Source organism: Streptomyces brevispora, assembly GCF_007829885.1.
Lineage (GTDB): Bacteria > Actinomycetota > Actinomycetes > Streptomycetales > Streptomycetaceae > Streptomyces > Streptomyces brevispora.
Genome location: NZ_VIWW01000003.1, coordinates 214831 through 233865 on the forward strand (window position 1 = coordinate 214831; position 19035 = coordinate 233865).

At 69.9% G+C, this 19035-nt stretch carries 15 protein-coding genes and 1 pseudogene; 9 read left to right on the plus strand and 7 right to left on the minus strand.

Features of this window, described 5'->3' with window-relative positions:
- Positions 1-134 precede the first annotated feature (134 nt).
- From FHX80_RS34000 to FHX80_RS34035, 7 genes are all read left to right on the plus strand, one after another.
- The gene (locus tag FHX80_RS34000) at positions 135-452 is read left to right on the plus strand and encodes a PAAR domain-containing protein (protein WP_145768324.1); all 318 of its coding nucleotides are present in this window, start codon (positions 135-137) and stop codon (positions 450-452) included.
- A complete protein-coding gene (locus FHX80_RS34005; RefSeq protein ID WP_145768325.1) occupies positions 452-874 on the plus strand; it encodes a GPW/gp25 family protein in 423 nt (140 codons plus the stop codon). The genes FHX80_RS34000 and FHX80_RS34005 overlap by 1 nt, the downstream gene beginning before the upstream one ends.
- Positions 874-2832 (plus strand): putative baseplate assembly protein, encoded by a 1959-nt coding sequence (locus tag FHX80_RS34010; RefSeq protein WP_145768326.1) that lies wholly within the window; start codon positions 874-876, stop codon positions 2830-2832. Before FHX80_RS34005 ends, FHX80_RS34010 begins: the two co-directional genes overlap by 1 nt.
- Entirely contained in the window at positions 2829-3392 is a 564-nt protein-coding gene (locus FHX80_RS34015) for a phage tail protein (protein ID WP_145768327.1), read from the plus strand. The genes FHX80_RS34010 and FHX80_RS34015 overlap by 4 nt, the downstream gene beginning before the upstream one ends.
- A 634-nt stretch (positions 3393-4026) precedes the next feature.
- Complete coding sequence (locus tag FHX80_RS34020) at positions 4027-4773, plus strand: NADase-type glycan-binding domain-containing protein (protein WP_244318772.1); 747 nt, start codon at positions 4027-4029, stop codon at positions 4771-4773.
- Positions 4774-5324: 551 nt separating this feature from the next.
- Complete coding sequence (manD, locus tag FHX80_RS34030; RefSeq protein WP_145768328.1) at positions 5325-6539, plus strand: D-mannonate dehydratase ManD; 1215 nt, start codon at positions 5325-5327, stop codon at positions 6537-6539.
- A 129-nt stretch (positions 6540-6668) separates the two neighbouring features.
- On the plus strand, positions 6669-8738 hold the full coding sequence (locus FHX80_RS34035) for a prolyl oligopeptidase family serine peptidase (protein WP_375884484.1): 2070 nt from the start codon (positions 6669-6671) through the stop codon (positions 8736-8738).
- Here the strand turns inward: FHX80_RS34035 and FHX80_RS34040 are convergent.
- From FHX80_RS34040 to FHX80_RS34050, 3 genes are all read right to left on the minus strand, one after another.
- The gene (locus FHX80_RS34040) at positions 8707-10116 is read right to left on the minus strand and encodes an MFS transporter (RefSeq protein ID WP_145768329.1); all 1410 of its coding nucleotides are present in this window, start codon (positions 10114-10116) and stop codon (positions 8707-8709) included. The two genes, FHX80_RS34035 and FHX80_RS34040, sit on opposite strands and share 32 nt — an antisense overlap.
- A 731-nt stretch (positions 10117-10847) precedes the next feature.
- The gene (locus FHX80_RS36670; RefSeq protein WP_167523821.1) at positions 10848-11162 is read right to left on the minus strand and encodes a hypothetical protein; all 315 of its coding nucleotides are present in this window, start codon (positions 11160-11162) and stop codon (positions 10848-10850) included.
- A gap of 237 nt (positions 11163-11399) precedes the next feature.
- On the minus strand, positions 11400-12011 hold the full coding sequence (locus FHX80_RS34050; RefSeq protein ID WP_167523822.1) for a hypothetical protein: 612 nt from the start codon (positions 12009-12011) through the stop codon (positions 11400-11402).
- 53 nt (positions 12012-12064) lie between these two features.
- On the opposite strand from FHX80_RS34050, the pseudogene FHX80_RS34055 reads away from it, so the two are divergent.
- Positions 12065-12280: pseudogene (locus FHX80_RS34055) on the plus strand (transposase); the annotation flags it as partial.
- Positions 12281-12288: 8 nt separating this feature from the next.
- Positions 12289-12789, plus strand: a complete 501-nt coding sequence (locus FHX80_RS34060) for a hypothetical protein (protein ID WP_244318773.1) — start codon at positions 12289-12291, stop codon at positions 12787-12789.
- A 123-nt stretch (positions 12790-12912) separates the two neighbouring features.
- Here the strand turns inward: FHX80_RS34060 and FHX80_RS34065 are convergent, their stop codons facing one another.
- The 4 genes from FHX80_RS34065 to FHX80_RS34085 all read right to left on the minus strand — a co-directional run bounded on the left by FHX80_RS34065 (position 12913) and on the right by FHX80_RS34085 (position 18181).
- The gene (locus FHX80_RS34065) at positions 12913-13173 is read right to left on the minus strand and encodes a hypothetical protein (RefSeq protein ID WP_145768331.1); all 261 of its coding nucleotides are present in this window, start codon (positions 13171-13173) and stop codon (positions 12913-12915) included.
- Between the two features lie 650 nt (positions 13174-13823).
- Complete coding sequence (locus FHX80_RS34070; RefSeq protein WP_145768408.1) at positions 13824-15113, minus strand: phosphatase PAP2 family protein; 1290 nt, start codon at positions 15111-15113, stop codon at positions 13824-13826.
- A 744-nt stretch (positions 15114-15857) separates the two neighbouring features.
- Complete coding sequence (locus FHX80_RS34075) at positions 15858-16319, minus strand: NUDIX domain-containing protein (RefSeq protein ID WP_244318774.1); 462 nt, start codon at positions 16317-16319, stop codon at positions 15858-15860.
- A 188-nt stretch (positions 16320-16507) separates the two neighbouring features.
- Positions 16508-18181, minus strand: coding sequence for an NUDIX domain-containing protein (locus FHX80_RS34085; RefSeq protein ID WP_341874053.1), 1674 nt, complete (start codon positions 18179-18181; stop codon positions 16508-16510).
- Positions 18182-19035 lie beyond the last annotated feature (854 nt).

Here is a 19035-nt window from a genome sequence, read left to right on the forward strand (position 1 = left end):
CCCATGCCCACCCTGCCCCGACACACCGACAGGCCGGGCGCCCCGGCCGGCCCAGCGCCCCGGCCGGACGACAGACCGAGCGACCGAATCCGCGACCGGCCCTCGGGCCCAGGACCTTCCGCAAGGAGTGCCGCATGCCAGCCGCAGCCCGTACCGGCGACCCCACCAGCCACGGCGGTGTGATCGCCACCCCGCCGCCCGGCGCCGCCGCCGCGGTGATGCGCGTGCTGATCGGCGGCCGTCCCGCCGCCGTGGTGGGCAGCCTCCACACCTGCCCGATCGCGCCGCACGCACTCCTGGGGCCGGCCAACGTGATCCTGCCCGACCCGGCCGCGCTCGCCGCGGGCATGGTGCTGATCGGAGGGCTGCCGGCCGCACGGGCGGGCGACCGCACGGCGTGCGCCGGGAACATCCTGACCGGTGCCCAGAACGTCCGGATCGGGGGCATGTGATGAGCGAGCGGTTCATCGGTCGGGGCTGGGCGTTCCCGTTGCGGGTCGGACCGACCGGCGGGATCGCCATGGTCGAGCGGGAACGGGAGATCGAGGAGGCGATCCGGCTGGTGCTCGGCACCGCCCCCGGCGAGCGCCCCATGCGGCCCGAGTTCGGCTGCGGAATCCATGACTACGTCTTCGCCCCCGGAAACGGTGCCACCGCCGGACGCATCGCGCAGCAGACGCGCGAGGCCCTGGAGCGGTGGGAGCCGCGCATCGCGGTGGACGACGTGGTGGTCGCCTTCGACGCGGTCGAGGACGGCACCCTCTACATCGACGTGCACTACACCGTGCGTTCCACCAATGACCGGCGCAACCTGGTCTTTCCCTTCTACACGATCCCCTCCGACGAGGAGACCGAGGAACTGGTCGCGGACTGATGGCTCTGCACTTCCCCAACCTGGACGACCGGCGGTTCCAGCAACTCGTCGACGAGGCGAAGCGGTACGTGCAGCAGCGCGCACCGGAGTGGACCGACCACAACGTCTCCGACCCGGGCGTCACCCTGATCGAGACGTTCGCCTACCTCGTGGACCAGCTGCTGTACCGGCTGAACCGCGTCCCGGACAAGAACTACACCGCGTTCCTCGACCTGTTGGGAATCTGCCTGTTCCCGCCGGCCGCGGCCGGGGCCGAGGTCGACTTCTGGCTGTCGGCGCCGCAGCCCGAGACGGTGGTCCTGCCCGCGGGCACCGAGGTGACCACGGTGCGCGGCGAGACCGAGGAAGCCGTGGTGTTCATGACCACGGACGAACTCCGCATCCTTCCGAGCGAGTTGACGCGCCTGGTGACCGCGCCCCGGACCGGTGAGCACACCGACCGGACCAGGACCCTCGCCGAGGGCCGCGACGTCCCCTGCTTCCAGGCGACACCGGAGCCGGGGGACGCGCTGCTGTTCGGTCTGCCGGCACCGGTGCCGCGTTGCGTGGTGGCGGTGCGCGTGGACAGCCGGGTGGAGGGCATCGGTGTGGACCCGCGCCAGCCCCCGCTGGTGTGGGAGGCGTGGAACGGCGGCGGCTGGCAGGAGTGCGAGACCGGCACGGACACCACCGGCGGGCTGAACCGGCCCGGCGAGGTCATCGTGTACGTACCGGCCGCACACACCGCGTCGGTGATCGGCGGGACACGGGCCGGCTGGCTGCGCTGCCGCGTCACCGAGGCGGAGCCGGGCCAGCCGTTCTACTCGGAGTCCCCGACGGTACGTGAGGCGGCGGTGTTCACCGTGGGCGGCACCATGTCCGTCGAACACGCCGAGACGGTGACCGACGTACCGCTCGGCACCTCGGAAGGCGTCGCGGGCCAGACCTTCCGGCTCGGCCGCCCGCCGGTCCTCCTCGACGGCGAACCCCCGGTGGTGGAGGTGTCCTCGGCCGAGGGGTGGAGCCGCTGGGAGGTGGTGGAGCACTTCGGCCGCTCCGGGTCCGCCGACCGGCACGTCCGCGTGGACGCGACCACCGGCGAGTTCACCTTTCCCCCGGTGCTGCGCGAACCGGACGGCACGCTGCGACAGTGCGGCGCCGTGCCGCCCAAGGGCGCCCAGGTGCGGGTGGCCCGCTACCGTACCGGCGGCGGCCCGGCGGGCAATGTCGCCCGCGGCGTGATCTCCGTGCTGCGCAGCTCCGTTCCGTACGTGGCACGGGTCACCAACCGGGAGGCTGCACGCGGCGGAGTGGCCGGCGAGACCGTCGCCAACGCCAAGCTGCGGGCGCCGGACGCGCTGCGCATGCAGGAGCGCGCGGTGACCGCCGAGGACTACGAGATCATCAGCCGCCGAGCGGCGCCCTCGGCGCGCCGGGTCCGCTGTCTGCCCGCCGGGGACGGTGCGGGCACGGTACGGGTCCTGGTGGTGCCGGACGCGGTGGCGGACGAGGGCGACCGGCTCCGCTTCGAGCAGCTGATCCCCTCGGACCAGGTGCTCGAAGCGATCACCGCGAGCCTCGACGAGCGACGCCTGATCGGCACCCGCCTGGTGGTGGAGCCGCCGGTGTACCAGGGTGTCACCGTGGTCGCCCGGCTCGCGGCACCGCCGGGCGACACGGACCGGGTGCGTGACGCGGCGCTCGCCGCGCTGTTCCGGCTCCTCAACCCGCTGCACGGCGGTCCGGACGGCACCGGGTGGCCGTTCGGACGGTCCGTGCAGTACGGAGAGGTGTTCGGCGTACTGCAACGCGCCACCGGCAACGCGCTCGTGGAGGAGATCCGGCTGTTCGCCGCCGACCCCACGACCGGGCGGCGCGGCACGCCGTCGGACCGCATCGACGTGGCCCCAGGCGCGCTGGTCTTCTCGTACCAGCACCAGGTGGTCGTCACAGCGATCGAACCGGAGGTGCGGGGATGAGCCGCGCCGCCGTACCCGGCCTGCCCAGCAGGTACCCGATCGGCGAACAACTGCCGGCCCTGTACGCCGACGACGACTTCGCACAACGGTTCACCGCAGGTCTCGACACCGTGCTCGCCCCGGTGTTCGCGACCCTCGACAGCCTGCCCGCCTACTTCGACCCCCGGGTGACTCCGGCCGACTTCCTGGCCTGGCTGGCGACGTGGGTGGGCGCCGTCGACGACCCGCACTGGCCCGTGGAGCTGCGCCGTGAGGCGGTGGTCCACGCGGTGGAGCTGCACCGGTGGCGCGGCACCCGACGTGGTCTGGTCGAGGGGCTGCGGCTCGCGCTCGGCGTGCACGCCGAGGTGACCGGGGACGGCGGTGCGGCATGGTCGAGCACCCTCGGAGCCGACCTGCCGCCGGAGCCCCCCGCCGAGACCCTGGTACGGGTGTGGCCGGGCCGCGAGGCGTCGGTGGACGCGGACCGGGTCAACGAGATCGTCCGGGCCATGTGTCCGGTGCACATCGTCTGCCGGGTGGAGGTCCTGCCCGGCCCACCCGCCGATGAAGGGAGGTGACGCCATGCGCGCGTGTCCCACGTGCGGGGCGTCCAACGGTTCCACGGACGACTTCTGCGGCAACTGCGGTGCGTACTTGGGCTGGTCGGACACCACACCGCCCCCCGGTGCACCCTCGCACCCCACGGCCTCACCCGAACCCACCCCACCGGACGCCACTTCGGCGCCGGCGCCCTCACGATCCCCCGCGGACGAGCCCGCGGCCGCCGATCCTCCCCGTACCTCGTCGTTGTACGGCCGACTGACCGGCCGTACCGGTGGCGGCGGCGCCAGGGGAGCGAGCACGACGAGTCGTAGCCAGGTCGCACCCTCCGCCGACGCCGAGACCGCCCCCAGCGCCGAGACCGCCCCCAGCGACGAGACCGCCACGGCGACGTCTGCCCCCACGGCGACACCTGACACCCCCGCGTCGGAACGCACCGTGTCAGGGGCGGGGGAAACGTCACGGTCACGGCAGGCCCCGGCCGCATCGTCGGCCCCCAGCACCCCCCGAGCCCCCGTCAGCCCCCAAGCCCCCGTCACCCCCCACACGCCGACGACCCAGGACGCGCCGGGCCCTCGTGCCCCGGCTGCCGCGCCCACCCCCGAGGCGTCGGCCCAGGACCCCGTGCTGCCCGTACGCCCCGCGAAGCCGGTGGCCCCACGCCCAATCGTGCGGTCCGCGGTGGTGCCGGACGAGGCGGCGGGGGTGCCCTGCCCTGCCTGCGGCACACCGAACCTGCCGGAGCGCCGGTTCTGCCGACGCTGCGCGACTCCGCTGAACCCTGCCGCGAAGTCCGCCCCGCTGCCGTGGTGGCGGACGGTGTGGCCGTTCAGCCGCCGGGCGCGGGCGAGTTCGGGCCGGGTGGTCCGGGGACTGGTGATCCTGGCCGTGCTGGTGGCGCTGTGTGCGGGCGGTCTCCTGCTGTTGCCGGCCGGACGCGCCCTGATCGAGGACACCCGGGACAAAATGGGCAAGGCCCAGGCCGTGACCCCGGTGGGCATCGCCGCGAGCGCCGAGATGCCCCGACACCCGGCGACGAACACCACGGACGGGCTGAACAACCGCTACTGGGGCGCACCCGGGCCGGACGCCACGGTGACGTACACCTTCAGCAAGCCGTTCCGGCTGATCGACGTGATCCTCACCAACGGGGCGTCCAAGTCCCCGGAGGCCTACGCCCGCCAGGCGCGTGCACTCCAGGTGGACCTGGAGATGACGACAGCGGACGGGGAGAAGCACCGGAAGAAGGTCACCCTCAGCGACAAGCCGGGCCCGCAGACGATCGTCACCGGAATCAGCGATGTGAAGACGGTGCGGCTGTTCCTGCACTCGCCCGCCGGCCTGACCAAGGGCCGTCACCTGGCCCTGGCGGAGGTGGAGTTCTTCCAGCGGAGCTGACTCGGCCGTGTTGTCGAAGTGAACTGCCCTCTGCCCCGGTGGACCGCCGTGGCGGTGGCCGCGCACCGATGTCGTGGTACGGGCAGGACCGGGGTCGTACGCGACAGGGCCCCGGGGCCAGGTATGGGGCCGGGACCGGCCTGTACGCTGCGAGGATGCAGCCGTCCGCCCCCTCCTCCCCGTCAGGTTCCGAGCTGCCGGGACCGGTGATCGGCCCCGCCCGGCGGGGACTCCCGGCGGAGCGCATCGTCCCGGCGGTCTCGTTGTTCGTCCCTGGAACTGCCTGTTCGCGCGGATGGGCCTTGCCGGTTCCCGCACTGTGCTGGTGCTGAGTCGCGTCTTCGTCTCCGTCCCGCTGATCATATGAATCATGATCAGCTTCTACGCGGGGCTGCCGGCCGAACCGAATGGGGCGACCTGATGGTCGCCGAGCCGGCCTCCGGCGCCACGAAGGACCGCGAAGCCGCTGCCCAACGGCATCCGGAGCGCGACTCCCGCACCGGCCCGGGGCCGACCCCCACACCTCCGACGTCCGGAAAGAGAACACACGCATGAAGATCGTCGACGCGAAGGTCGTCGTCACCAGCCCAGGCCGCAACTTCGTCACCCTGAAACTGACGACCGACGAGGGCCTCACCGGCCTCGGCGACGCCACCCTGAACGGCAGGGAACTCGCCGTGGTCAGCTACCTCACCGGCCATGTCGCGCCGCTGCTCACCGGCCTCGACCCGCACCGGATCGAGGACACCTGGCAGTCGCTGTACCGGGGCGCGTACTGGCGGCGGGGACCGGTGACGATGGCCGCCATCGCCGCCGTCGACGTAGCGCTGTGGGACATCAAGGCGAAGGCCGCCGGGCTCCCGCTCTACCAGCTGCTGGGCGGCGCCAGCCGCGAACGCGTCCGCACCTACGGCCACGCCAACGGCCGGGACATACCCGAACTCCTCGACTCCGTACGGGCCAGGCTGGCCGAGGGCTACCCCGCCGTCCGTATCCAGTCCGGCATCCCCGGTCTCAAGGCCGTGTACGGGGTCTCCGACACCGACACCGCCGGTACACCGGTCCTCCACCAGCAGGCCCGCCCACTGGTGGAGGACTGGGACACCGAGGCCTATCTGCGCCACATGCCGGCCGTCTTCGACGCGGTACGCGCCGAGTTCGGTGCCGAACTGCCGCTCCTCCACGACGCCCACCACCGCCTCACCCCGATCCAGGCCGCCCGGCTCGGCAAGGACCTGGAGCCCTACCGGCCGTTCTGGCTGGAGGACTGCACACCCGCCGAGAGCCAGGAGGCACTGCGCCTGGTGCGCCGCAGCACCACCACGCCGCTGGCCATCGGCGAGGTCTTCAACACGGTGCACGACTACCAGACACTGATCACCGAGCAGCTGATCGACTACGTACGATCCGCTGTCACCCACTTCGGTGGCGTCACTCCGCTGCGCAAACTCTTCGACTTCGCCGCCCAGTACCAGATCAAGAGCGCAGTGCACGGCCCGGAGGACATCTCCCCGGTCGGGATGGCCGCCGCCGTCCACCTCGACCTCGCCGTCCACAACTTCGGCATCCAGGAGTACTCAGGACACAGCCCCCTCACCCGCGAGGTGTTCCGGCACTCCTACACCTTCACGGACGGGTATCTGCACCCGGGCGAGGCCCCCGGCATCGGGGTGGAGCTGGACGAGGAGCTGGCCGCGGCCCACCCGTACGCCCCGGCGTATCTGCCGGTCAACCGCCTCCACGACGGGACCGTCCACGACTGGTGATCCGTCACCCGAGTGCTGATCGGTCGCCTGCGCCTCCCGAAAGGGCCCGCCGCGATCCGGACGGCGGCGGGCGGGGCGCGGGCGGCCGGGGCCGCCGCCGTGGTGGCCATCGGGTTCGGCTCTGGGCGGATGTGGTCTCACCACACGTCTCCGGCCTGCACAATTCAGGGTGTGATCGACAATGACCCGTACCTGTGGCTGGAAGACGTTGAGGGTGAGGCCGCGCTCGCGTGGGTGGCCGAGCGGAACGCCGAGACGGCGGCCGCGCTGGCCACCGGCGCCGATTTCGCTTCCCTGAAGGACCGCCTGCGGGAGGTGCTCGACGCCTCGGACCGTATCCCCTACACGGTCCGTCGCGGAGCGTACCTCTACAACTTCTGGCGGGACGCCGGGCACGTGCGGGGTGTGTGGCGGCGTACGACGCTGGAGCAGTACCGCAAGGACACTCCCGAGTGGGAGGTCATCCTCGACGTCGACGCGCTCGCCGCCGCGGAGGGCGAGAAGTGGCTGTGGGCGGGCGCGCGGGTACGGCATCCCGAGTACGACAGGGCACTGGTGTGCCTGTCGCGCGACGGGGGTGACGCCGTAGTGGTCCGCGAGTTCGACCTCGCCACCCGCACGTTTGTCGAGGACGGCTTCCAGGTGGCGGAGGCGAAGACCCGAATCGGCTGGATCGACGCCGACACCGTCTTCATCGGAACCGACCTCGGGCCGGGTTCGCTGACCGATTCCGGCTACCCGCGCACGGTTCGCAGGTGGCGACGTGGTACGCCACCGGAGGAGGCCGTCCTGGTCTTCGAGGGCCGGTCGGCAGACGTGTCGGCCGGGGCCTGGCACGACAGCACACCCGGTTTCGAACGGGACTTCGTCTTCCGGCTGCTGGACTTCCACCGCAGCGAGACGTACCTCCTGGCCCCGGACGCCTCGCTCGTCAGGATCGACGTTCCGGACGACGCCGACTCCTATGCCCATCGCGAGCATCTGATCGTGAGCCTGAAGTCCGAATGGCTCGGACACCGGGCGGGCTCCCTGCTGGCGTTCGGCTTCGACGCCTTCCTGGCGGGCGACCGCACCGCGGAGGTGCTGTTCACCCCGGATGAGCGGACAGCCCTGTCCGGGCACTCCTGGACCCGTCACCACCTGATCCTGGAGACGATGCGTGACGTCAGCACCCGCATCGAGGTGCTCACCCCGAGCCCCGGCGGTGGGTGGGCGCGCAAACCGCTCGCGGACGTCCCGGCGCTGTCCGCGGTCACCGTCGTCGACACGGACCCGGACATCTCCGACGAGTACTTCCTGGACGTGTCGGGGTTCCTGCAGCCGTCCACCCTGTACCACGGACAGGTCGGCGCCGGCTCGGAGATCCTCAAGCAGGCTCCGGCCCACTTCGACACCACGGGTCTCGCGGCGGAGCAGTTCTTCGCGAGCTCCCTGGACGGCACACGGGTGCCGTACTTCGTGATCGGCCCCGACCGTTCCGCCCCCGGCCCCGCCCTGCTCTACGGATACGGAGGCTTCGAGGTCTCCCTCACCCCCTCCTACGGGGCGTTGACGGGCCGGGCGTGGCTGGAGCGCGGTGGCACCTACGTGATCGCGAACATCCGGGGCGGCGGCGAGTACGGACCGGGCTGGCACCGGGCCGCACTCGGCGCCGACCGGTCACGAGCCTTCGAGGACTTCGCGGCCGTCGCCTCGGACCTCGTCGCGCGGGGCATCACCACCCCGGCGATGCTGGGCGCCGCGGGCGGGAGCAACGGCGGCCTGCTCATGGGCGCGATGGTCACCCGCTACCCGCACCTGTTCGGTGCGATCGTTGCCAAGGTGCCGCTCCTGGACATGCTCCGCTTCCATGAACTCCTCGCCGGTGCATCGTGGACCGCCGAGTACGGCAACCCGGACAACGAAGCCGACCGCCCCCACCTCCGTGCGCTCTCGCCCTACCACCAGTTCACCGCGGACCGGGTCTACCCGCCGGTGCTCCTGACGACCTCCACCCGGGACGACCGCGTCCACCCGGGCCACGCGCGCAAGGCGGCGGCACGGCTGCGTGAACTCGGCCACCCGGTCCTCCTCCACGAGAACACCGGTGGTGGCCATGCGGGCGCCGGCGACAACGAACAGTCAGCCCACAACAACGCCCTGACACACACCTTCTTGTGGCAGCACCTCACTCAACAGGTTCGGCCGGCCTCGGGCTGACCGTGCGGGCGTCCGCGGTTACCACCGCGGGCGCCGCCTGATCTGTCGCCGGCTCGATGCCCGCGAGATCCCGGTGCCGGGTCTCCTTGGCACAGACGACCGCCAGCACGGTGACGAGCACCGCGGCGATGACGTACAGCGCGATGGGCGTCGAGCTGTCGTAGTCCGCGAGCAGCGCGGTGGCGATGAGCGGAGCCGGGGCTCCGGCCGCGACCGACGAGAACTGTGCGCCGATCGACGCGCCCGAGTACCGCATCCGGGTCGCGAACATCTCGGAGAAGAAGGCTGCCTGTGGCGCGTACATCGCTCCGTGGAAGATCAGCCCGACGGTCACGGCGAGCAGCAGACTGCCGAAGCTCCGGGTGTCGATCAGCGCGAAGAACGGGAACATCCACAGCCCGACCCCGACCGCACCGACCAGATAGACGGGCCTGCGCCCGACCCGGTCGGACAGCGCGCCCCACATCGGGATGACGGCGAAGTGAACGGCCGAGGCGATGAGGACGGCGTTGAGCGCGGTCTGCTTGCTCAGATCGGCCGATGTCGTCGCGTAGACGAGGATGAACGCCGTGATGACGTAGTAGCTGATGTTCTCCGCCATCCTGGCGCCCATGGCGATCAGCACATCCCGCCAGTGATGCCGCAGCACGGCCACCACCGGCATCTTCTCCGTCGCCCCGGCAGCGGCCTTGCGCTCCGCGGCCTGTGCCAACGCGGCCTTGAACAGGGGCGACTCATCGACGGAGAGACGAATCCACAAACCGATGACGACCAGCACACCGGAGAGCAGGAAGGGAATACGCCACCCCCAGGTCTCGAAGGCCGAGTCCGACAGCACCGCGGTGAGCGCGGAGAGCACCCCGGTGGCGAGCAACTGCCCGGCCGGCGCACCGGTCTGCGGCCACGAGGCCCAGAACCCCCGCCGCCTGGCGTCCCCATGCTCCGACACCAGCAGTACGGCCCCGCCCCACTCGCCGCCGAGGGCGAAGCCCTGTACCAGCCGGAGCACGGTGAGCAGCACCGGAGCGGCGGCCCCGACGGTGGCATGAGTCGGCAGCAGCCCGATCGCGAAGGTCGCCCCGCCCATCATCAACAGGCTGAGCACCAGCAGTTTCTTGCGCCCGAGCCGGTCGCCGTAGTGCCCGAAGACCAGCGCGCCGATAGGCCGGGCGGCGAAACCGACGGCGTAGGTGAGGAAGGACAGGAGGGTGCCGACGAGCGGGTCGGAATCGGGGAAGAACAGCTTGTTGAAGACGAGGGCGGCGGCTGATCCGTAGAGGAAGAAGTCGTACCACTCGATGGTCGTGCCGATGAGGCTGGCGGCGACGATGCGTTTGAGGCTGGCGGGGGGTGGGGGAGCGGTTGCTGTGGAGGCCATGGACGCCACTTCCTCGTGTGCGGTGGGGACGGGTACGTGTCGGCACACGGTAGAAACACGCAGTTCAGGCGCACATGTGGCGGGGTGACATAGTTCGGGGTCCGGCTATGCGCGCGGCCACCATGCCGGGTGCGGGAGGGGCGGTTCAGGGGGGCGGAGGCAGTCGAAACGAGCGCCGTCCGGGACGCGTAGTTCGTGGCGGTTCGACGATGCGGTGCTGACTCCCGTGCTGGTTTGGTGCTGACTAAAAGCCCACCTCATCACCCGTTCTCACCTGTCCCGTGCTGACTACGCTCCGTTGAACTCGGGCATCTTGGGACTGATCGGCCCAGGACCGTTGCGCGGTAGGTGACCTGACTGATAGACCGGCCCGGCTTTGCCGCTCGATTCTGCGGGCACGGACAAAGCGCTGCGCCTGGGTGTGGTGCGCGTTCGGCCCGGCAGATTCTTCGTCGGCTGGTGGTTCATGACTGCCGTTGCTCCTGGCCTGCGGCTAAGGGGGGAATCGTCTACTGCTGGGCCGAGTTGGTCCGCACCTGGTCCGGATCGTGGTGCGTGGTGCGTGGTGCGTGGTGGGTGGTGCGTGGTACGTGGCGCTGAGGCGCGAGCCCTGCGATACGGCATGGCGTGATGACGGCGACCAACGAGGCAGGTGGCGCAGACCGTACCCAGGCACTCTTGTGGGTCTGCCCCGAGGGTCCACTGTCGGCGCCGCCCATCGACACCGGGGCTCAGGTGCTGCCCTTCGACGACCTCCTGGCAGGGGAGCGGTCGGACAAGGCGGCGAGATTCCACTTCGCCACCTCGTCGACTTGCAGGACACCAAGCTGGACACGGCGATCCGCGAGCAGACGGAACGGCTGGCCGATCTCAAGACCACCTTCGTTCCACGGGGGGTCCAGGAGGTCTCCGGCCTTCTTGAGGACCGGCCGCGCATGGACCCTCTGGGTCGGCCCCAACCCGGACAAGCCCACCTGGACCATCGCGACGTCCCCCCACGCCCCCAGCTCGCTCCCCTGGCCGATCTGTCCGAGACCCTCGCCCACGGAGCCTGCCTCCACCGCCCGCGAACTGCGGGCCCGAACCCAGGACAGTCCGCGTCCCCAGATCGCGCCCTCGCGGCCAGCCGTTCATGTCAGGAGCGTGGGTCGGTAACGGGCAAGTGGCCGGGCGGTCGCGGTGGGCGGGCTTGGTCAAGGGCCGCCTGGCGCGTTTCTGCTGGGGTGGGCGGCCGGGGCGTGTCGGCCTGGGAGACGGCCGAAGGCTGAGCTCCGCGTTGCCGCTCAGGCCGTGCTCGTGCCGCCCGCATCAGGGTGGACGGCACCCCTGACATGCGGTTCAGCAGCTGTCAGAACGCTCCAGCTGGCGCCACCGTCAAGGCGTTTCCATGTGGATACAGGGCGGGCTTCCATGGTTACTGTCGCGGTGTTCTGGTCCGTCTCGATAGAGATACTCAGTTTCACCGGATTGGCGAGCGAACTTGCGCAGACGAGGCTGAGCTTCCCGTGCGTGAACTCCTGGACCTCGTCGATCCGGGTGAACGGCGCCTGCTTGAGGGCGTGCAGCACGCTGTCGGTGAGCTGATAGGCGGTGGTTCCGACGGGGACTGATGCGCGGAACACGGTGGTGCGGGTACCGGCTGCGGCGTCGGGGGACAGCGTCAGTCCATGACGGGAGGCCGTACGCCGGGCATGCAATGTGTTGGACGTGGCGATCACGCCGGCCAGGACGACGCCGACCAGGAGGCCGCCGAGCGCCCCTCGCCGCAGTGCGATCGACCAGGCGTTCGAGTCCTCCGATATCAGCACTCCGGCCATGGCCGCCCCGCTGACAACGGCGGCCGAGGCGGCGGCCACTGCGGTGCGACGCACAATCGCGAACCAATAGCGAAACATGAGTGGAGTCCCGGTTTCTGTGTGAAGGGTTGATCAGAATACGTCCGGGCCCGGCGGTCGCGCCGCCGGGCCCGGACAGGCTGCGGGAGGTCGTGAACGCGATCTTCTACCAGAACCGGACGGGCTGTCAGTGGTGCTATCCGCCTCATGATCTGCCGGCCTGGTCGGCGGTGTTCTACTACTTCGCGCTGTGGCGTCAGGACGGGCTTGACCAGCGGATCCAGGAACTTCTGCGCTGTCAGGTGCGGGAGAAGCGCGAATCCTTCGAGGTGGTCGCGTGAACGGCACCGAACTCCTGGCCACCCTCCAGGCCCAGCAGGACAAGGCCACCGCCCGGGCCGGCGAACTACGCGACCGGATCGAGAACCTCACCGCCGGCCTCGCCGAGGCAGACGCCCGTCTCGCAGAGCTGGTCACGGCCAGGAAGGTGATCGCCGAACTCGCGCCGGCCGGGCACGAACCCGATCCGCCCCAACAGGCCACCACCTACCAAACCATCGTGAACGCCTTCAACCAGCACCCCGACCAGACATTCCGAGTCCGCGAACTGCACGAACTCCTAGGCATGCCTACCGGCGACCCAGCCGTCAACGTGGCCCGAAGCCGCCTCGGCCGGCTCACCCGCCAAGGCTTCCTCACCCAACCCGGACGAGGCCGCTACAAGAAACGGACTCAACGCCCTCTCAGGCGGTTCGTGAGTGGTGCGGCGGACGGTGCTGCCGCGTCCGGTGTCGAAGCGGAGGGCGACCGGAGTCGTGATCGTGGCTGCGGACGGTGAGGAAGTCGGTTCGGAGATGCCCCGGTTGATCGGCTGGGCGCGATCCTGACCACGCTTCCGGTCTCACGGGGAATGAGCGCGGGCCCGCCCCGTGGTGGGACGGGCCCGCGCGGTGAGGCGTGGTCAGTGGCGGTTGAGCCACTCGGCGTAGAAGCTGCCGCCCTCGGCCTTCAGGTTCGCCTTGTCCTGCTTGGCGTAGGTGATGCCGTAGGGGCCGCCGATGTTGAAGTACTCCGAGTTCACACGCGAAGCGTCGATCTCGAAGTAGCTGGCGGCGATCTTGCCGGACTCCTCGCCGCCGCGGTCGTGTGCGGCGGCCGGGGCGGCAGCCATGAAACCTGCTACGGCAACGGTGGCCAGGGAGATTGCGATACGGCGAAGCATGGGTCACTCCATGTGTCGTACGTCACGGGTAGTGCGGTCGATTCACCATGACCCGGGCAACGCAGTGACCGGAAAGGACACACCCGTCCCCCGTCACGAGATACACCGAACGGACACCCTGTTGCTCCAGGTGCCTGTGTGCGGAGGCCCGGAAGAGACCTTTGCGGCCGATCATCTCGCCGGCGAGTCAGGGCAACGCACGGGACTGAGGGCGGCGCTTCGGACAACCGCCAACGCGCACTGCGTGATTGGCTGGCAGCCACTGGCCGTGCCGGCAACCACTGGATCAGTGCCGCCATGCGTGGACAGGGTGTGAGACCCGGTGGCGGCTCCGCGTCGACCTGGCGTTCAGCGGTCCACAGCGCACCGGCGGCCCCCGCGCCCCTACCGGTGCGGGCCTGGGCGGTGGTTGGCGCTCTCCTGCCGCGCGGATCCCCGCGTCCCATGGAACCATGCCCCCGGACCAGGGGCGGCCCGGCCTCGCCCGTGTCCTGGACGAAGCCGGGCCTTCACCGGCAGGGAACGGGCAGTGATGGCCCACGATCCGCACGGAACACCGCGGATCGATTGGCCGCATCGAGGTCGCCGCCCCGGGCGCACCGGCCCGCTTGAGGACCTGGAAGCGCGGGTGTTTCCCGACGAGGCGCGACTCAAGCCGGTTCGGGTACCGGTTCCCGTTCGGGATGCCGTGTTGGTGCGGCCTTCGGTTCCCACCGGTTGGTGGTGCGTACGTAGCCGTAGATCACCGAGACCATCGCGAGAATGAGAAGGGGTCCGAACACCCATGGATGGTTGGCCATCTCCACCGGCAGATAGCGGTATGAGACCAGGAGAGCGGCGAAGACGGTTGCGCCGTAGGCGACCAGCTGGATTCCTGAGCGGTCCCAGCCGCGAGCGAGCGAGCGCAGCGCTGCCTCGATCGTGAGCGTGAACACCACACCGGCGATGATGTCCGCCCCGTAGTGGTAGCCGAAGCCCAGAGTTGCCGCGAGCGTGGCAATCAGCCAGAACGCGCCGGCGAGTTGCAGAATCCGTGGGCCCTTGCGGGAATGAATGAAGATCGCGGTGGCCCACGCTGTGTGCAGACTGGGCATGCAGTTGCGTGGGGTGATCTCGTCGAATGACATGTGCTGCGGGGCAACGAGCGGCGGCGGCGTGTTCGGCCACAGGTTGGACACCGCCCAGTGTCCGCCGTCGGCGCCGTAGGCGAAGATCGGTCCGACCACCGGGAAGATCACGTAGATGCCGGGCCCGAGGAGGCCGATGACCAGGAAGGTGCGCACCAGATGATGGCCCGGGAAGCGGCGTTCGGCTGCCACGTTGCGCAGTTGGAACAGGGCGACGACGACCGCGGCCACCGCAAGCTGTGTGTAGACGGAGTCGAGGAAACGGGCCCCGATCGGGCCGGTCGCCGTGACCATGCGGCCCACCAGCCACGACGGGTTGCCCAGCGCGTGATCGGCGATTGCCACGTACTGGTCGAGCACCGCCGGGCGGGTCTTCGAGGTGATGAGTAGCCAGGTATCGCCGGTCTTGCGGCCGGCCACCAGCAGCAGACCAAGCCCGACACCCTTCAGGAGCAGGACGCGTTCCTGACCCGTTCGGCGTGTGAGGGCTATGACCGCATAGGCGACAATCACCCACAACGCGCCGTTACCGAAGGGGTGGCCGTGGGTCGCCCTGGCGTCGGCGGCCCACCGCACCAGGAAGATGATGACGTCGATGCCGATTGCGGCACCGGCCGCGATGAACCGTTGCCGCCAGGTGAGTACCACCATCATCAACGCCATGCTGGCGTACAACAGGAAGCCCGATTGGGGGGCGACTATTACCTCTTGCACCTGGGTGGTCATCGGCCCCGGCAGGCCGTAGCCACGCGCCGTGATCTCCAGTGCGATGAGGAATCCAAGGGCCACGACACCTGCCGCGGCCCATAGTATCGCTCGTGATTGACGCCAGGTGGCGAACGTAGTTCTGTAATTTATTCGCGAAAACACCCGCGATACTATAGGTATCAAGTGATTGGCCGATTTGTTAGATGTTGATTGAGTAAGTCACTCTTCGCGCCGGAAAGTATGGTTTTCCGGTGAAAGACGGGCGATGGGAGTGCTCGTCGTGAGTTCGAACATGCTAGCGGAGGGGGTGGCTGGGTTCGCCGTTCGCCGCACGCTCGCAGCAAGACCCTGCCGGCCGGCGCGGGCCCGGACACTACGGCCAGGCGGCGTGACCACTTGCCACCACCCCGGTCAGGTCTGCACGGGGCGTGGTTGGGGGCAAGCGAGGCTTCCGGCGGAGTGGGAGGTACCTGTTCCGACAGGCGCCCCGCTGCCGGAACGGGCCCGCTCTCGTGCCGGTGCTGCGAGGCAGCGACCGCGTCAGATCACGCGGAAAGGGTCGGCGGCGGATAACCGGATGCCGGTGAAATCACGCCTTGCGTGGCGGGCCTCCTCGTCTGTGAGGCCCTGTTGGGCCGGCGAGGCGGCTCTTCCTCCGACGCCCGGACAGCACGGAGCGCGACTCACCGTGCCGGCGCCCCCTGCCCGTATGACACGGACTGACGCCGTGTCTCACCACCGGCGCCGGAAGGCGGAAGCCCTGGCGGCAGCGGACCGCGCGCGGGAGCTGTCGTACAGACCGCTGCCGCTCCACACCGCGGGGAGGTTCCGACGTTCAGGTGACTGTCCTCAGTCGTCCCAGTCCCATGAGTCGAAGAATGCCGCTGTTCCTGACCGACGAGCCTCCATCACGGCTTCCAGCCGGGCGAAGTCCCGCTGCGGCATGAGCTCCTGCCACTCAGGCAGGGGCAGGACGCGCGCCTCGTCGTGCTCGGCCGGGTCCAGGGCGAGGGACCGGATCTGGTCGCAGGTGAGTCGGCCGCCCTCGAAGACGAAGCCGATCGTGGCGTAGGGCCATTCCTTGCCTGGACGGCCGAAGACGGACGCGAGGAGCGTGGTGGGGCCTTCGAAGGCGATCCCGGTCTCCTCCTGGCACTCTCGCAGGGCCGTATCCCACGGCCGCTCGCCCGGATCCATCGTCCCACCGACCAACTGCCACGGATGAGTCCGGGAGTACACCGCCCTCAGCTGCAGCGGGTTGTCGTGCTCGTCGGTGAAGAACAGGCACGCGAAGGCGGTCGCCTTCAACACCGTCTCGGCGTACTGCTCGAGCGGCAGCCATGTCGGGCTCGCACTCCGGCCGCCGCCTTCCACCTGAGACTGGTTCTCATTGGAGTGAAGGTGGGGTTGCTCATGAACCGGGTCAGGGGTCAAGGGTTTCTGATCCTTCGCGATGATCACGTAGAGGTCGAGGGGCTCGATGTGCCGCGCCGGCCTGCTCAGGTGCCGCTCCCCGCGCGGTCAGCCGCGGGCAAGAGCGTGTTCTCGGAGGCGGCCCGTTCGGAGTGGTGGGCGAGGATCATCCGGTGTGCCCAGGTGCACATGTTCAGCTGTTCCATCGTGTCCACGTCGAACCAACGGAACATGATTCCCTCGGTGACGGGCAGGCTCTCGGCGTCGCCGTCCCAATATCCGACGTAGATCCGGATGTGCCCTTCGGAGACGTGCGGCCCGGCGGTGCGGGCGCGGGCGTAGGGCACCAGATCGGGGATGACCAGCCCTGTCTCCTCCCGGATCTCACGGACGATGGTCTCGTCGAGCGACTCCGCCCCCTCCGGGCCGCCACCGACCAGGGACCACGCGCCCGGGTCGCAGATCCGTTTGTGTGCGTCCCGTAGATGCAGCAGGTACTGACCGGAGCTGTTGACGATCAGAACGGCAGCGCTGTCCCCCTCAGTGGAGTCGGGCTGTTCCAAGGGGGACCGGCGCTCGTCGGCGACCGGGCGGGTGGGTGCCCGGAGTGCCGGGGCGAAGGGGGTGAACGCGGCCGGAGGGCGGTCGACGGGGAGTTCCGGGCGCCAGGCGGTGATGGCCTGGGCGCTGCACTCGAAGAGCCCGTCGGGGAACTGCTCCGGCGGGTACCAGCGCCAGGAACCCATGCTCTCTCCCGGTTGGCCGGACGGCTCGCCCTCCCACCCGGTCACGACCGCGGGCACGGTGATCCGCAGGGTCCCGCTGACATGGTCGAGCAGGGTGCCGAGCAGGACGACGTCATCCGGCCGAGCCCGCAGCCCCGTCTCCTCACGCAACTCGCGGACGACCGCCTGCACCAGTGTCTCGCCCGGTTCCACGCTTCCCCCCGGCAGCTCCCAGGTGCCCCTTCGGTGCTGTCCGAGCAGCAGTCCTTGCGGGCCGTGGACGATCGCTGCGACTCCCAGAGCCGCGTGCGCCACGGGAGGCCGGGAAGTGCGTGGCCGCGAGGAGACACGGGTGCGTCGACGTGCGCGGAACAGCCGGTAGGAGACGCGGTCGTCGCCGGCGGAAGGTTTGAGGAGATCGATGCCCTCGACCAGGAACCCGTGCTCGACGAGCAGGTCGGCCCAAAGCTCAGGGGTGGGTACCCACATCTGCACGGTGAGTTCGCCGCCGCCGGTCAGGGGCAGAATCTCGGGACGGGCGCTCATGGACGGGGAGGGTCCGTCGCCGAGGCTGTTGGTCTCCAGGGTGGTGAAACAGAGCGTCCCGTTCGGCTTGAGCGCCGCGGCGAGTGCCGGCAGGAGGCGGTGGGGGTCGATGTAGGGAACGCCGCCGATGGAGTAGATCACGTCGTACGGCTCCGCGGACTTGAGGTGCTCGACGGCATCCCCCAGGACCAGGCACAGACCGCTCAGCTCGCCGTACCGGTCGCAGGCGCGTTGGTACTGGCCCGGTGAGGCGTCGACGGCATCCACCGCTGCCCCGTGCTCGCGTACGAGATGGGCCGCATGTTGCGCGATGCCGGAGCCGAGGTCCAGCACGCGCTTTCCGGACAGATCTCCCAGTACCTCGGCGCCGGGGGCAGCACCCGGGACTCCCCAGTCGATGCGCTCCACGTCGGGGACGGGAGTCCGCCGGCCGATGTGGTGAACTCCGTACCTCTCCCAAGCTTCGATGTTCGCCTGCTCCGGTTCCATCTCTGACTCCGTGGGATTGATCGGTGAGTTCATGGGCGTACCCCCGGACAGTGGAAGGTGCCCGGCGAACAGAGCTGGACGGAAGACCAGTTGGCGGTCATGGCGAACACACCGTGACGCCGGTTTCCTTCAGTAGCTTCCGCGCAGCGTCGGCGCCCAGGACCTCTCCCGTGTCGGGCTTGCCTGACGGCAAGCACCACTGCCCGTAGCCGGACGGTCCGCCCCGCCCGGAGAGGGGAGCCCGGTAGCCGTCGCGGAGGATGACACGGGTGTCGATCACACGTTGTGCGAGTTGCGGATGCATGTCCCCGAGTGGTGGTTGGAGGCATTGAGGCAACCGACGCTACCGACTGATCGAGGAACGAGTCGGTGATTCCGGATGCATCCACCGATGGGGTGATGTGGTGCTGCCGTTACGGCCGCATACCGGGTCGCGTACCGCAAGGTACGGCTGGGCATGTCGAGCGATGACCGACGGGCAAGCATGTGAAGCTGCCGTCGGGTTGGAAACCGCTCACGCATCCACCGCCTTGTCGGCGGGTTCGGCGACGCCGCCGCGCGGCCGTGTGGCCCGGTCGAGAGGGGTTCGGCCAGAGTCCCTGGGGCCGAAGACGGTCATGCGGGGGTCCGGGATCGCCGACTCGACGAGCGGGGTACAGGGAATCCCTCAGCGGGCGCGCCTCTCCTTCTTCCAGAAGGCCCGTGCGGCGGGATTCGAGGAGGCCCGCCGCACGGGACACCGCCGCGCGCTGCACGACGGTCTGGCCGACTTGGAACGTTTGCCGGTACAGCGCGTGCACGGCCCTCTCCGCACCACCACCGCAGACCGACCCGATGGCGGCACCATCGGCTGC